The organism is Streptomyces sp. Y309, assembly GCF_056712025.1.
Map to the genome: position 1 here is coordinate 3,242,335 of NZ_CM160048.1, position 14,157 is coordinate 3,256,491.

The 14,157-nt window shown below is 72.3% G+C and carries 12 protein-coding genes; 3 read left to right on the forward strand and 9 right to left on the reverse strand.

From position 1 onward, the window contains the following. The first annotated feature begins 161 nt into the window (after positions 1-161). A complete protein-coding gene (locus tag AC0KTA_RS12420) occupies positions 162-1,298 on the forward strand; it encodes a ThiF family adenylyltransferase (RefSeq protein ID WP_481055178.1) in 1,137 nt (378 codons plus the stop codon). Positions 1,299-1,339: 41 nt separating this feature from the next. Next, positions 1,340-2,731: an ABC1 kinase family protein gene (locus AC0KTA_RS12425; RefSeq protein WP_481055179.1), complete on the forward strand. Its 1,392-nt coding sequence runs from the start codon at positions 1,340-1,342 to the stop codon at positions 2,729-2,731. A gap of 28 nt (positions 2,732-2,759) precedes the next feature. On the opposite strand, the gene AC0KTA_RS12430 is transcribed toward AC0KTA_RS12425, so the two are convergent. From AC0KTA_RS12430 to AC0KTA_RS12450, 5 genes are all read right to left on the reverse strand, one after another. Next, a complete protein-coding gene (locus AC0KTA_RS12430) occupies positions 2,760-2,951 on the reverse strand; it encodes a hypothetical protein (protein ID WP_481055180.1) in 192 nt (63 codons plus the stop codon). A 154-nt stretch (positions 2,952-3,105) separates the two neighbouring features. Then, entirely contained in the window at positions 3,106-3,429 is a 324-nt protein-coding gene (locus AC0KTA_RS12435) for a hypothetical protein (protein ID WP_481055181.1), read from the reverse strand. Further along, complete coding sequence (locus AC0KTA_RS12440; RefSeq protein ID WP_481055182.1) at positions 3,426-3,794, reverse strand: WhiB family transcriptional regulator; 369 nt, start codon at positions 3,792-3,794, stop codon at positions 3,426-3,428. Before AC0KTA_RS12440 ends, AC0KTA_RS12435 begins: the two co-directional genes overlap by 4 nt. A gap of 166 nt (positions 3,795-3,960) precedes the next feature. After that, positions 3,961-4,311, reverse strand: coding sequence for a hypothetical protein (locus AC0KTA_RS12445; protein ID WP_481055183.1), 351 nt, complete (start codon positions 4,309-4,311; stop codon positions 3,961-3,963). 164 nt (positions 4,312-4,475) lie between these two features. Next, entirely contained in the window at positions 4,476-6,743 is a 2,268-nt protein-coding gene (locus tag AC0KTA_RS12450; protein WP_481056399.1) for an ATP-dependent DNA helicase UvrD2, read from the reverse strand. A gap of 135 nt (positions 6,744-6,878) precedes the next feature. Between AC0KTA_RS12450 and AC0KTA_RS12455 the strand changes: the two genes are divergently transcribed. Beyond that, the gene (locus AC0KTA_RS12455; protein WP_481055184.1) at positions 6,879-7,121 is read left to right on the forward strand and encodes a mycoredoxin; all 243 of its coding nucleotides are present in this window, start codon (positions 6,879-6,881) and stop codon (positions 7,119-7,121) included. 4 nt (positions 7,122-7,125) lie between these two features. Here AC0KTA_RS12455 and nudC read toward each other — a convergent pair whose 3' ends face one another. From nudC to AC0KTA_RS12475, 4 genes are all read right to left on the reverse strand, one after another. After that, a complete protein-coding gene (gene nudC / locus AC0KTA_RS12460) occupies positions 7,126-8,073 on the reverse strand; it encodes an NAD(+) diphosphatase (protein ID WP_481055185.1) in 948 nt (315 codons plus the stop codon). An 88-nt stretch (positions 8,074-8,161) separates the two neighbouring features. Then, entirely contained in the window at positions 8,162-9,610 is a 1,449-nt protein-coding gene (locus AC0KTA_RS12465) for a dipeptidase (protein WP_481055186.1), read from the reverse strand. Between the two features lie 10 nt (positions 9,611-9,620). Then, positions 9,621-13,280: a UvrD-helicase domain-containing protein gene (locus AC0KTA_RS12470; protein ID WP_481055187.1), complete on the reverse strand. Its 3,660-nt coding sequence runs from the start codon at positions 13,278-13,280 to the stop codon at positions 9,621-9,623. 99 nt (positions 13,281-13,379) lie between these two features. Further along, a complete protein-coding gene (locus AC0KTA_RS12475) occupies positions 13,380-14,072 on the reverse strand; it encodes a hypothetical protein (protein ID WP_481055188.1) in 693 nt (230 codons plus the stop codon). Positions 14,073-14,157: the final 85 nt, after the last annotated feature.

Genomic DNA, 14,157 nt, shown 5'->3' on the forward strand with positions numbered 1-14,157 from the left:
CTTGGCGTGGGGGAAGTCCCGCCTCCGGGACGGTTGGGTCCCGATCCACTCCCCATGCGCTTGATTAGTACGACAAGTATTCGCCGCCTGTGGACAACCGCGCGCACACCCCCGGACGGGCGGGCATTCTGGCAGCGCGGACACGAAACGGGGGGCCGACCATGCATCCGATCCTGAAGCCTGCGCTGCGCCGGGGCTGGCGCAATCTGAACACCGTCCAATTCGGGGTGACGCGGGCGCACGCCCGGGTCCTGGAGCCGGTCGACACGGCGACAGGCAGCTTCCTCACCCTCCTCGACGGCACCCGCGGGCTGCCGCTGCTGCGCGAGGAAGGGCAGCGGATGGGCCTGCCCGACGGCCACGTGGACCGGCTCCTGCACCGGCTGGCCCGGGCCGGACTCCTCGACGACGCGACGGGCGGAGGCCCGGCGGCCGACGCCCTGCGTTCCCGCACGGAAGTCATGGACCGGCTGCGCCCGGACCTCGCCGCGCTGTCGGCCATCACCCCGGAGCCGAACCAGGGCATCCGCAAGCTGGCCGCGCGCCGGGCCACCCGCGTGCGCGTCCAGGGCACGGGCCGGGTGGGAGCGGTCGTCGCCTCGGTCCTGTCCGGCGCGGGCGTCGGCCAGGTCGAGGTGATGGACGGGGGCTGCGTCGAGCCGTGGGACGTCGCCCCGGGCGGGCTGCCGCCCGAATCGGTCGGGCAGCGCAGGGACGCCGCCGCGAGAACGGCCGTGCGCCGCGCGGCACCGGGCCGCCCGCCGCGTCACCCCGAGGACAGGAGCGACGGCGAGCGCCCGCTGTCCCTGATCGTCCTCGCCCCGCGCGACGGCCTGGACGCCTTCGCTCCCGACCCGCTCGCCGCCGAGCCCCTCATCGCGGCAGGGACTCCGCATCTGTACGCGGGTGTGATCGAGGGCACAGGGGTGCTCGGCCCGTTGGTGCTGCCGGGCGCGACCGCCTGCGCCGGGTGCCTCGCCCTGGACCGCGCGGACGCGGACGCCGCGTGGCCGCGCATGCTGGCCCAGTGGCGCTCGGGCCGTCGCCATCAGGTTCCGGCCTGTGACCTGGCTCTCGCCACCACGGTGGCCGGGCTGGCCGCGGCGCACGCCCTGGCCTTTCTGGACGGGGCGGAGCCGACTCTCGCGGGTGTCCGGTGGAAGGTCCCGGCTCCCGGTCTGACCTGGCACCGCCGACGTGAGCGGGCGCACGCCTCCTGCCCCTGTGGGGCGAGTGAGCAAGTTAAAGGGGAGCGCACCTCCGTGGATCGAGAGCCGCACGACACAATGGCCGGGTAACCGCCTGAAAGGGCGCGGCTGTCTGGGATTTGGAGGGGCGCATGTCTGATCTTCCCCGGAAGGCGGTAACCCGTACCGCCAAACTGGCCGCGCTGCCGCTCGGCTTCGCCGGCCGCGCGACCTGGGGGCTCGGCAAACGCATCGGCGGGAAGTCGGCGGAGCTCGTCGGCCGTGAGCTGCAACAGCGCACGGCGGAGCAGCTGTTCAAGGTGCTCGGTGAGCTGAAGGGCGGCGCCATGAAGTTCGGCCAGGCCCTCTCGGTCTTCGAGTCGGCCCTGCCGGAAGAGGTCGCGGGGCCCTACCGCGCGGCGTTGACGAAGCTTCAGGAGGCGGCACCGCCGATGCCGACCCGCACCGTGCACGCGGTGCTGGAGGAGCGGCTCGGCTCGAACTGGCGCGAGCTCTTCCTGGAGTTCGAGGACAAGCCCGCGGCGGCGGCCTCGATCGGCCAGGTGCACCGGGCGGTGTGGGAGGACGGGCGCGACGTCGCGGTGAAGGTGCAGTATCCGGGCGCGGGCGAGGCGCTGCTCTCGGATCTGAATCAACTGAGCCGCTTCGCGCGGGTCCTCGGGCCGCTGATCCCGGGCATGGACATCAAGCCGCTCATCGCCGAGCTGCGCGACCGCGTCTCCGAGGAGCTGGACTACGCCCTGGAGGCACAGGCCCAGCACGCCCACGCCGAGGAGTTCGCGGAGGACCCGGATGTCGTGGTGCCGGACGTGGTCCACCAGAGCGAGCAGGTCCTGGTGACGGAGTGGATGGACGGGGTGCCGCTGTCGGAGGTGATCACGGAGGGGACGCAGGAGCAGCGTGACCGTGCCGGACAGCTCCTCACCCGCTTCCTCTTCTCCGGCCCGGCCCGCACGGGTCTGCTGCACGCCGACCCCCATCCGGGGAACTTCCGCCTGCTCCCCGGCGACAAGGGATCATGGCGGCTCGGCGTCCTGGACTTCGGCACGGTGGACCGGCTGCCCGGCGGGCTGCCCCCGACGATCGGCGACTCGCTGCGGATGACCGTCGAGGGCGAGGCCGACGCGGTGTACGAGATGTTGTGCGAGGAGGGTTTCGTCAAGGAGACGGTCGACCTGGAGCCGGAGGCCGTCCTCGACTATCTGCTGCCGATCATCGAGCCGGCCGTGGCCGACGAGTTCACCTTCACCCGCGGCTGGATGCGCAGCCAGGCGGCGCGCGTGGCCGACCCCCGCTCCCCCGCCTACCAGTTGGGCAAGCGTCTGAACCTGCCCCCGTCGTATCTCCTGATCCACCGCGTCACGCTGAGCACCATCGGCGTCCTGTGTCAGCTGGGCGCGACGGTGCGTATGCGTGAGGAACTGGAGGAGTGGCTGCCGGGGTTCGTGCCGGAGGAGATCGAGGAGATGGAGGACGCGATCGAGGAAGAGGGCGACCTGGAGGAAGCGGCGGTCGAGGCGTGAGGGTGCGCCTGCCCGGCGGCGAGGCCGGTCACCACCAGGAGGAGTCGAGGCGGCCTTCGATCGCTCGGATGTTGTCCCGGGCGCAGGCGTCGCAGAAGTAGTGCCGGACGCCGTTCTCGACGGAGCAGATCCAGGTCGGGGGCCGGCCTTCGGCGACCTTGCCGCAGCTGGCGCAAACGAGGTTCTCGGCGTCCGCAGGTTCAGGAGGCTGCTGGTCCACCCGGCGACCTTATCGCCGCCGCCGAAGGATCGGTGAGCACAACGCACCGCGGGGGCCGGTCCGTTCGGACCGGCCCCCGCGGGCTACTGCGAGTGAAGCTCGACGGGAGCTTCCGTGATGTGCGTGTGCAGTGCGTCTCGCGGTTGCCGCGTGCCTACTGCATGACCGCCATTGCGAGCGCGCGCCGGGCACGCAGGGACGCGCGCTCGGCGCGGCGCTGCATGCGGCGGGCCGCGATCAGGCGGGCGGCCGGACGGTGCTCGTCGGCCTCACGCATGCGTTCGTGCATATGCGCACGAGCCAGGGCTTCTGGGATGAGTTGCATTTCGCGGGTCCTGTTCTGGCGCGACCCGGTCGCGCCGGTGGTGAAGAAGTCTGGGGTGGCGGAGCCGCTGGGCTCGCTGGTGGGTGCCTTCATCGGGGCCTGCTTCTTGGGGTCGTGCGTCAGGGGGCGATCGATCGTGCCGGCGGTGCTCATGCCACTACCGGGTTCTTCCGCGGGCGGCCACGCGGCCGCTTGCGGGCCACGACCACGCCCTGGACGAACAGTTCGCCGCCCCAGACGCCCCACGGCTCACGCCGCTCCTTGGCGCCGGCCAGGCAGGCCTCCATCAACGGGCAGGTACGGCAGAGGGACTTGGCGTACTCGACGTCCGCCGGCGACTCGGCGAAGAAGACCTCCGGGTCGTAGGCACGGCAGGGGACGGGTACGCCGAGGTTCTCGATGGCGTCGTCGAGCGCGGTGAGCGCGGTCAGGGGAGTCAAGGTCGGGTCCTCCGTGGGAACGGGCGGGGGGAGCGGGTCTGAAGGCGGTACGGACGGGGCGTGCGCTTCGAGTTGCACGGTGGTGTCTTCCTCGTCTGGTCGTTCCGGCCTGGTCGGCCGGCTGGCGGCTGGTACCGGGTCTTGCTCGGCCCCTTCGCTCCGTCTCCCCGCTTCGGGGCAAACAGAAGGGCCGCGGATCCCGGGTGGGGTTCCGCGGCCCTGAAGGCGCCGGCCTGATCGAAGATCAGGCTGGATCACTCCAGGGTTCGAGCCCACGGAAGGCCCACATCGTGTGGTGCTGCGTCGTCTGCTTCCGGAATCCGGCACCGGCTGCCGCGAAGGCATAGGCGTGCGCCTGTGCCGTCGCTACTGCTTCCGGTGCCTTGGTCGGTCGCTCATTGCCCTCACGGATCTGGAGACCCGAGAGAGGCAGGGAGGCGGACGCCGGACGCACGGCGGCATTACCGACAGAAGGAGCGGCGGTGCCGACGGACAGACCGGTGCCCAGGTTCGAGAAGCCGAGCAGGCAGGAAGCGACGACCGAGCGATCGGTCATTTTGGCGGTGCTGATGAAGCTCTTCTTGATGCTGATCACTGGAATTCGCCTCCTCTCGGCGTCTGGGGGATCGGCCGGAACCGATCCTGCGGACTGACAAGTACAGCACGGGACCAGGGCTTCGGTGAAGCCGCCGTTCCCGTGCTTAAGAACCTATGGGGATTGCTGGCGCATGCGCAAACTATTTTTTCGACGAGTTTGAATCAGTTCGCCTCGTCGGCTCCGCCAAGCTCCTGACCTGCACAGATGGCGAGGACATCGGCACCGAACCGGTTGAGCTTGCGCATGCCGACCCCGGGGATCCGGGCCAGATCGCCCTCTTCCTCGGGTGCGGCCTCGGCGATGGCGATCAAGGTTTTGTCCGTGAAGACGCAGAACGCGGGCTGCCCGAGGCGCTGGGCCTGGCCGGAGCGCCAGTCCCGCAGCCGTTCGTAGAGCCCTTCGTCCATGTCCGACGGGCAGTCCTCGCAGCGCATGAGCTTCATCTCACCGGCCTCGGTGAGGGTGCGGCCGCAGACGCGGCAGCGGGCCGGGGCGCGGCTGCCGCGGCGTCGGCTCCGGGGGGCGCCGGGCTCGGTGCCGCCGCCGGTGCCCCGCTCGATGCCGCCGGGCCCGCCCGCCGCGCGCCCCCCGGACGCCGTGCCCGAGCCGGGGCGCAGTCCGTCCAGGAAACGGCTGGGGCGGCGGTTGGGGCGGCCGCCCGGGGATCGGGAGAGGGCCCAGGACAGGGACAGGTGGACGCGGGCGCGGGTCACGCCCACATAGAGGAGCCTGCGCTCCTCCTCGACCTGTTCGTCGGTCTTGGCGTACGTGATCGGCATCATGCCCTCGGCGAGGCCGACCAGGAAGACGGCGTCCCACTCCAGGCCCTTCGCGGCGTGCAGGGAGGCGAGGGTGACGCCCTGGACGGTGGGCGCGTGCTGGACGGCGGCGCGCTCGTCCAGCTCGGCCACCAGGTCGGCGAGCGTGGCCTCGGGCCTGGCGGCGGCGAAGTCCTCGGCGAGGCGCACCAGGGCGGCCAGGGACTCCCAGCGGTCCCGCACCGCCCCGGAGCCCGCGGGGGGCTGTGTCGTCCAGCCCTTGGTGGAAAGGACGGCACGCACCTGCGAGGGCAGGTCCACCACGTCGTCCAGGAGGGCGTCGTTGGATCCGAAGCGGGCGGCGCCGCGCAGGGCGGCGCCCGCCTCGCGGACCTCCGTGCGCTCGAAGAAGCGCTCGGCGCCACGCAGCTGGTAGGGGATGCCGGCGTCGGCCAGGGCCTGTTCGTAGATCTCCGACTGCGAATTCGTGCGGAACAGGACCGCGATCTCGCCTGCGGGGACGCCGTCGGCCATCAGGGCGCGGATGCGGCGGGCGGCGCCTTCGGCTTCGGCGGGCTCGTCCGCGTACTCCGTGTAGACGGGGTCGGTGCCGCGCTCGCGCTGGGAGACCAGTTCGAGGCGGTGGTCGGCGGCGCGGCCACTGGCCTGGGCGAGCAGGCCGTTGGCGAGGTGGACGACCTGGGGGGTCGAGCGGTAGTCCCTGACGAGCTTCACGACCGTCGCGCCCGGGTGGCGGGTGCGGAAGTTCAGCAGGTGGTCGGGGGTGGCGCCGGTGAAGGAGTAGATGGTCTGGCTGGCGTCGCCGACGACGCAGAGGTTGTCGCGGTCGCCCAGCCACAGCTCCAGGAGGCGCTGCTGGAGGGGGCTCACGTCCTGGTACTCGTCGACCACGAAGTGCTGGTACTGGGAGCGGACCTGGTCGGCGATGTCGTGGCGGTCCTGGAGGATGCCGACGGCCAGGAGCAGGACGTCTTCGAAGTCGATGACGGTGCGGTCGCGCTTGATGTCCTCGTACGCCGCGTACAGCTGGGAGATCTCGGCGGCGGCGCGGGGGATGTCGCGGCCGGACTTGGCGGCCGCCGCTGCGTAGTCCGCGGGGACGGTCTGGGTGACCTTGGACCATTCGATCTCGCCGGTCACGTCCCGCAGTTCGTTGCGGTCCAGGCGGATGCGGCAGGCGGCCGCGGCCTCGGCGACGAGCTGGACCTTGCGCTCGACGAGGCGCGGCAGCGGGCCGCCGACCGCCTTCGGCCAGAAGTACTGGAGCTGGCGCAGGGCGGCGGAGTGGAACGTGCGCGCCTGGACGCCGGTGGCGCCGAGCTGGCGCAGGCGGCCGCGCATCTCGCCGGCCGCGCGGTTGGTGAACGTGACGGCGAGCACACTGGTGGGCTGGAGGATGCCCGCACGCACCCCGTACGCGATGCGGTGGGTGATGGCGCGGGTCTTGCCCGTGCCGGCGCCCGCGAGCACGCACACTGGCCCGTGCAGGGCGGTGGCGACCTCGCGCTGCTCCGGGTCGAGCCCGTCGAGCACCGCGTCGGCCCCGCTCGGCGGAGCCGAGCACTGAGAGCCGCCGGAGTCCCGCGGGAAGAGGGTGGAAGGCGTTGCTGCTGTCACCCCGCCATGCTGCCAGGTCCCGAGGGGCCGCAGAGCCGGTTGTCCACAGGGAGGCGCCTGCAGTCGTACTAATGCGGGAATGGTGACCGGGTCACGTACGTTCGAGACAGTGCGACGACGCACCCGAAGTGCGATGACGCCACCCGAGCCTTAAGGAGCACGAGAGACATGCCGGGCACTGTGACGATGTACAGCACCACGTGGTGCGGCTACTGCCGCAGGCTGAAGGGCCAGATGGACCGCGAGGGGATCGCGTACAACGAGATCAACATCGAGCACGACCCGGACTCCGCGGCCTTCGTGGAGAAGGCGAACGGCGGCAACCAGACGGTTCCCACCGTTCTCTTCCCCGACGGTTCGACGCTGACCAACCCCTCGCTGGCCCAGGTGAAGCAGAAGCTGGCCGCCTGACCGGCTAGCCGACCGTTCCGGGCTTCGGCAGAGGCTTGCCGTACCAGAGCTCGATCAAGCGGGCCGCAATCGAGATCCCGTAGGGAGGCAGGACCTCCCCGGACTCGAAGGCGGCCCGCAGGTCGTCGCGGGAGAACCAGCGCGCCTCGTGGATCTCCTCGCCGTCGACGTTGATCTCCGAAGAGGTCGCGCGGGCCATGAAGCCCAGCATCAGGCTGGAGGGGAACGGCCACGGCTGGCTCGCGACGTACTCGACGTCGCCGACCGTGACGCCCGCCTCTTCGAAGACCTCGCGGCGTACGGACTGCTCGATCGACTCGCCCGGCTCCACGAAGCCCGCGAGCGTCGAGAAGCGGCCTTCGGGCCAGTGCACCTGGCGGCCGAGGAGCGCGCGGTCCTCGTCGTCCGTCACCAGCATGATCACGGCCGGGTCGGTGCGCGGGTAGTGCTCGGCACCGCAGGCCTGGCAGCGGCGGATGTGGCCCGCGGCCGCGATGACGGTGCGCTCGCCGCAGCGCGAGCAGAAGCGGTGCATCCGCTGCCAGTTCTCCAGAGCCACCGCGTGCACCATCAGGCCCGCGTCGCGCGGGGACAGCAGCAGGCCCGCCTCGCGCAGGCCGGCCGCGCGCGCGGACGCGTCCATGCGGCCGGGCAGCGAGTCCTTCTGGAGCGCGAAGTAGCTCACGCCGTCCTCGTCGGTCCCCAGGAAGTAGCGGTGGGCTTCGGTGAGGGGCGCCTCGAACGACGGAGTCATCACGAGTTCGGTGTGGCCCTCGGGGGTCTCGTCGATGAGCACCTGGCCGCCGGAGACCACGAAGACCCGTGTCGACGGGTGGCTCCACGCGGCGGCGAGCCAGGCCTCGTCGAGACGGTGGTGGGCCGCGCGGTCGATGCCGCTCGGCGCGGTGAGCGAGATCGGACGGTCAGCGGCGCGGTCGGTCCAGGTGGTCACTGGTGCTTCCAACTCCCCCGGTGGAATGGGTGGTTCAGCGAGCGGATCTGTTCAGTGTGCATCGCGGCGGGCGACGCGGTTCGCCGGCTCAGGGGGCGCCGCGCCAGTGTTCCGCGAGGTCGCCCCACAGGTAGGCGCTGGTTTCGACGCCCTTGAGGAGCAGGTCGAGCTCGACCTTCTCGTTCGGCGCGTGCCAGCCGTCCGAGGGAATGGAGATGCCGAGGAAGAGCACCGGCGCCTCCAGGACGTCCTGGAGGTCGGCCGCCGGTCCCGAGCCGCCCTCGCGCGTGAAGCGGATGTCCTGCTCGAAGGCGCGGCCCATGGCGCGGGCGACGGACTGCAGGGCCGGGTGGTCCAGCGGCGTCAGACAGGGACGCGTCGCGCCGCTGAAGGCGATCGTGTGCCGGATCCCGGTGGGCAACTGATCGGCCACCCACGCGCGGACGGCCTTCTCGACGCGGTGCGGGTCCTGGCCCGCGACCAGCCGGAAGGACAGCTTCAGGAGCGCGCTCGACGGGATGATCGTCTTGCCGCCGGCGCCCTGGTAGCCGCCGCCGATGCCGTTGACCTCGGCGGTCGGGCGGGCCCAGATGCGCTCCAGAGTGGTGTGTCCGGCCTCTCCGTGGGCGGCGTGCGACTTGGCCGTACGCAGCCACTCGGCCTCGTCGAACGGCAGCTCGGCGAAGAGCTCGCGCTCGCGGTCGGTGAGTTCGACGATGCCTTCGTAGAAGCCCGGTATCGCTACGCGCGCGTGCTCGTCGTGCAGCGCGGCGACCAGCCGGGCGGCGGCCGTCGCCGGGTTGGGCACGGCGCCGCCGAAGGAGCCGGAGTGGATGTCCTGGTCCGGGCCGTACAGCTCGATCTCGCACTCGGCGAGGCCCCGCATGCCCGTGCACACCGTGGGGGTGTCCTTGGACCACATGCCGGTGTCGGAGACGATCACCGCATCGGCGGCGATGCGCTCGCGGCGCTCCTCGATCAGGGCGCGGAAGTTCGGGGAGCCGGACTCCTCCTCGCCCTCGATGAGCAGCTTCAGGTTCACGGCGGGGGCGCCGCGGCCGGTGGCGGCGAGGTGGGCGCGGACGCCGAGCGTGTGGAAGAAGACCTGGCCCTTGTCGTCGGCGGCCCCGCGCGCGTAGAGGCGGTTGTCGCGGACGACCGGCTCGAAGGGGTCGGTGTCCCAGCCGTCCTCTAGGGCGGCGGGCTGCACGTCGTGGTGGCCGTAGACGAGGACGGTGGGCGCGTCCGGGTCGCCGGAGGGCCACTCGGCGAAGACGGCGGGGGCGCCGGCCGTCTCCCACACTTCCGCCGTCGGGAAACCGGTCGCCGTGAGCCGCGCGGCGAGCCAGTCGGCGCTGCGGCGCACGTCGGCGGCGTGGTCGGGCTGCGCCGACACGGACGGGATGCGCAGCCACTCGGCGAGGTCGTCGAGGAAGGCGGCGCGATGGTCGCCGATGTACGCGCGCACGGCGTCGACTGCAGTGGCGGCGCTGCTGGCGCTGACTGCACTGGCAGCGCTGCTGACGGGCTTGCTCATGGTCACGAGCCTATCGGCCCGCGGGAGCGGTCCGGTCGGGCGGCCGGTCGGCCCGCTGCCCGCCCGGCGCCGCGGCGCCCGTGCCGCCCGCGCCCGCCCCGGCTGCCGTGTCCGAGGAGGCCTCTTGCCCGTCCTCCCCGTTCTCTCCGTCCTCCCCCAGCAGAATCCGCTCCAGCTCGGCCCGGCCCGGCAGGTCCGCGGGGCGGACGGTCTCGCCACTGCGTACGTAGAGGAAGGCGGCCCGCACCGACTCCGGCGGGACACCGTGCTGATCGGCCCAGGCGAGGCGGTAGACGGCGAGCTGGAGGGGATCGGCGTTCTGGGTGCGGCTGGTCTTCCAGTCGACGATTTCGTACGTGGTGTCGTCGCCGTCGCCGTACTTGTAGACGGCGTCCATGCGGCCGCGGATGACGCGGCCCGCGATGGCGAGCTGGAAGGGGGCCTCGACGCGGTAGGGCGTGCGGTGGGCGTACTCGGTGCGCTCGAAGGCTTCCTTGAGCTCTTCCAGGTCGCGTTCGTCGGCGATCTCCGCCTCCCCGGGGCCGCCGCCGGGCAGCTCGTCCGGGCCGAGCATGGGCAGCCGCAGCTCTTCGAAGCGCGCCTCGACCCAGGCGTGGAAGCGGGTGCCGCGGCGGGCCGCGGGCTGCGGCGGGCGGGGCATGGGCCGCGCCAGCTCCTGCGCGAGCCCGTCCGGGTCGCTGGCAAGCCGCAGCACCTGGGAGGCGGTGATCGTGGCCGGCAGGGGGACGTCCCGGACGCTCTCGCGGGCGCGCAGGAGCTCGCCGGTGAGGGCGTCCAGATCACGGTCCCAGGAGGTGAGGGTGCGGATCTCCTCCGGGGTGAGGTGGGGCCTCGTGTGCGGCACGCGCGCGTGCCGCGTCGGGCTTTCCCGGGCGGTCCAGGAATCCCACGCCGTGGGGTCGGCGCCCTCCGAGGGTTGGACGTCTTCGTAGATGTCTCCCTCGTAGACGCCTTCTTCGTAGACGCCCTCTTCGTGGACGTCTGTTGCGTAGACGTCTTCTCCGTAGACACCCTCTTCGGCGAGAGCCTCGTCGTCCGGGGGCGGCGGCCAGTCCGGGTCCGTCGCGTACTCCGGGGGTTCGGCTGCGTACGCGGGCGTGGCGGCACCGGCGGCGGGGTGGGCCTCTTCGTGGGAGCGGGCGTCGTCCGCCGCCAGGCGGTCCAGGTGGGCGAGAACGGTGTCCGCGGCGGCGCGGCGGCGGGCCAGGGACGCGGCGTCGAGCGGGAGCGGCCAGACCTGGTCGGCCGTCTTCTCGTGCAGCGCCGGGTTCTCCTCGTCCTCCGCGGGCTCGGCCGCCCAGGCCTCGATCTCGCCGTGGCCGGCCGCGCAGTGGTCGTACAGGGCCCGCAAGAAGTCGGAGGGGCCGCGCGGCTTCTTCTGGGTGGGGCCCCACCAGTGGCCCGAGCCGAGCAGGAGGCTGCGGGGGCGGGTGAACGCGACGTACCCGAGGCGGAGTTCCTCCGTGTGCTGGTGGTCCTTCATGTCCGCGTGGAAGGCCTTCATGCCCTTGGCGTCCCACGTGTCGATGTCGGGCAGGGTGTCGGCGTCGCCGCGCAGGGCGTGCGGGACGACCTTGGCCTGGGCCGTCCACTTCTCGCGGCCCTGGGTGCTCGGGAACGTGCCGGTGACCAGGCCGGGCACGGCGACGACGTCCCACTCCAGGCCCTTGGACCGGTGGGCCGTGAGCACCTTGACGGTGTTCTCGCCGCCGGGCAGGGCGTTGTCGAGGCCCTTCTCGTACTGCGCGGCGGTGCGCAGGAAGCCGAGGAAGGCGAGCAGCGAGGCCGAGGGGTCGTTGGCGGCGAAGGAGGCGGCGACGTCGAGGAAGTTCGACAGGGTCTCGCGGCGGCGGGCGGCCAGGGCGTGCGGGGACGCGGAGAGCTCGACCTCCAGGCCGGTGACGGCGAGCACCCGGTGCAGGACGTCCATCAGCGGGTCGGCCAGCGAGCGCCGCAGGTCGCGCAGTTCGGTAGCGAGGCGCGCGAACCGGACCCGCGCCTCGGCGGAGAACGGCAGACCGTCGTCTCCGGAGGCGTCGGAAGGCGTCTCCAGGAACGTGTCGAGCGCGTCCGCGAGCGATATCACCTCGGACGGGTCGACGCCCTCGACGGCCTCGGCGAGCCGCCGGTCGGGGTCGTCGGGCGCGCTGTGCCCGTGCCGCACGAGGAGGCGGGCGCGGCGGCCCAGGAGGGCGAGGTCGCGCGGGCCGACGCGCCAGCGCGGGCCGGTCAGGAGGCGCACCAGGGAGGCGTTGGCGCCCGGGTCCTGGAGGACTTCGCAGACAGCCACGAGGTCGGCGACCTCCGGCAGGTGCAGCAGGCCGGACAGGCCGACGACCTCGACGGGCACGTCGCGGGCGACGAGCGCGCCCTGGATCTCCGCGAAGTCGGTGGCCGTGCGGCACAGGACCGCGATCTCGCCGGGGGCCTTGCCGGTGGCCACGAGGTGGGCGATGGAGTCGGCGATCCAGGCGATCTCCTCGCCGTGGGTGCGCAGCAGCGCGCAGCGCACGCTGCCGTCGCGCTCGGCGCCCGGGGCGGGCCGCAGGGCCTCCACGCCCGCGTGCAGGGCGCGCAGGGGCTCGGCGAGGCCGTTGGCGAGGTCGAGGAGGCGGCCGCCGCTGCGGCGGTTCTCGCTGAGGGCGTGGCGCGTGGCGGGGCGGCCGTCGGCATGCGCGAAGTGGTCGGGGAAGTCGTCGAGGTTGGCGACGGAGGCGCCGCGCCAGCCGTAGATCGCCTGGCAGGGGTCGCCGACGGCGGTCACCGGGTGGCCGGTGCCGCCGCCGAACAGGCCGGACAACAGGACGCGTTGGGCCACCGACGTGTCCTGGTACTCGTCGAGCAGGACGACGCGGAACTCCTCGCGCAGGATGCCGCCGACCTCCGCGCGGGTGCGCGCGAGGGTCGCGGAGTGGGCGATCTGGTCGCCGAAGTCGAGGAGGTCGCGGGCGCGCTTGGCGTCTCTGTACCGCTCGACGAGGCCGGTGAGCTCGGTGCGGGCGGCCGCCGCCTCGGGGACCTTGCGCAGGTCGGCGTTGGTGAGCTTCGCGGCGGCCAGCGTGCGCAGCAGTTCCGTGTCGTACGCCCGCAGGGTCGCGGGGGCCACCAGGTGCTCGGCGAGCTCGCTGTCGAGGGCCAGCAGGTCGCTGACGAGGTCCGGGAAGGAGCGGGTCAGCGCGGGATACGGGCCGGGGGCCTCGCGCAGCACGCGGGCGGCGAGCTGGAAGCGGGTGGCGTCGGCGAGGAGGCGGGCGGTGGGCTCCAGGCCGATGCGCAGGCCGTGGTCGGTGAGGAGGCGGCCCGCGAAGGCGTGGTACGTGGAGATGACCGGCTCGCCCGGCGGGTTGTCCGGGTCCACCGCGTCCGGGTCGGTGACGCCCGCCCTGATCAGGGCCTTGCGCACCCGCTCGGCGAGCTCGCCCGCCGCCTTGTTCGTGAACGTCAGGCCGAGCACCTGCTCGGGGGCGACCTGGCCGGTGCCGACCAGCCACACCACGCGCGCGGCCATCACCGTCGTCTTCCCCGACCCGGCTCCGGCCACGATCACCTGCGGGGCGGGCGGCGCGGTGATGCAGGCCGTCTGCTCCGGGGTGAAGGGGATGCCGAGGAGCTCTTTGAGCTGCTCGGGGTCGGTGAGGCGAGGAGACACGTCAGAGAGGCTAGCGGCGGCCACTGACAGCCGGGGCGGGACGGGTTCGTCCGTCGCCGCCGCCCGTGCCGGTGACCGCCGTCGCGGGAACGGGGCGGATCAGAGGCCCGCCAGCTCCTTCTGGTCGACGACCTCGCCGGACGACGGGGCCTTGACGTCGACGGGCTCGCCGTAGCCGCTGAAGGTCGCCGTGCCCTTGTCGTCACCGTCGTTGGTGACCTTCAGGAAGTAGGGCTTGCCCTCCATGGCGACGTAGAAGGTGGTGGTCTCGTCGCCCTTCTTCTTGACGAGGACGGCGGCCTTCTTGCCGTCGACCTCGGCGTCCTTCTCACGCTTGAGGCCCTTGAGCTTGTTGCTCTGGAACATGTCGCCGAGGTTGCAGGCGCTCTGCCCCTGGGAGGGCGCCTTCACCCAACGCCCCTTGACGCGCCCGGCGATCGTGGAGCCGGCGGTCGCCTTCCAGTACTTCTCGTCGGCCTTCATGTACGAGGACTTGCCTACGGTGAGCATCTCGGAGTGGCCGTTCTTGGGCGACTCGATCGTGGCCTTGCAGTCGCCGCCCTTGGCGACGGCGAACTCGCCGGTGGTCCGCCCGCCGCCCTCCTTGACCTCGCTCTTCATCGTGAAGGAGCCCGCGTTCTTGGAGGCGGTTGAAGCCTTCTTGGCGATCTTGTCGGCGCTCATGCCCTTGAAGGGGTCCTTGTCGCCGTCGTCGCTGCTGCAGCCCGTGATGCCGATGACGGCGGCGGCGCAGGCGGCTGCCGCGGCCAGGAGCTTCCGGTTGGCTGCCATGTGTGTTTCTCCTTGGAAAGACTTCAGGTTTACCGCGACCTTAGATGGCCTGTGAGAGTGCTATGGGCGCAGGTGACGGGACGTG

What these genes read in the sequence shown, in the direction of transcription:
- AC0KTA_RS12420 (WP_481055178.1), top strand. Translation starts at nt 162, where the DNA reads ATGCATCCGATCCTGAAGCCTGCGCTGCGCCGGGGCTGGCGCAATCTG.
- AC0KTA_RS12425 (WP_481055179.1), top strand. Translation starts at nt 1,340, where the DNA reads ATGTCTGATCTTCCCCGGAAGGCGGTAACCCGTACCGCCAAACTGGCC.
- AC0KTA_RS12435 (WP_481055181.1), bottom strand. Translation starts at nt 3,429, where the DNA reads ATGAGCACCGCCGGCACGATCGATCGCCCCCTGACGCACGACCCCAAG.
- AC0KTA_RS12455 (WP_481055184.1), top strand. Translation starts at nt 6,879, where the DNA reads ATGCCGGGCACTGTGACGATGTACAGCACCACGTGGTGCGGCTACTGC.
- AC0KTA_RS12465 (WP_481055186.1), bottom strand. Translation starts at nt 9,610, where the DNA reads ATGAGCAAGCCCGTCAGCAGCGCTGCCAGTGCAGTCAGCGCCAGCAGC.
- AC0KTA_RS12475 (WP_481055188.1), bottom strand. Translation starts at nt 14,072, where the DNA reads ATGGCAGCCAACCGGAAGCTCCTGGCCGCGGCAGCCGCCTGCGCCGCC.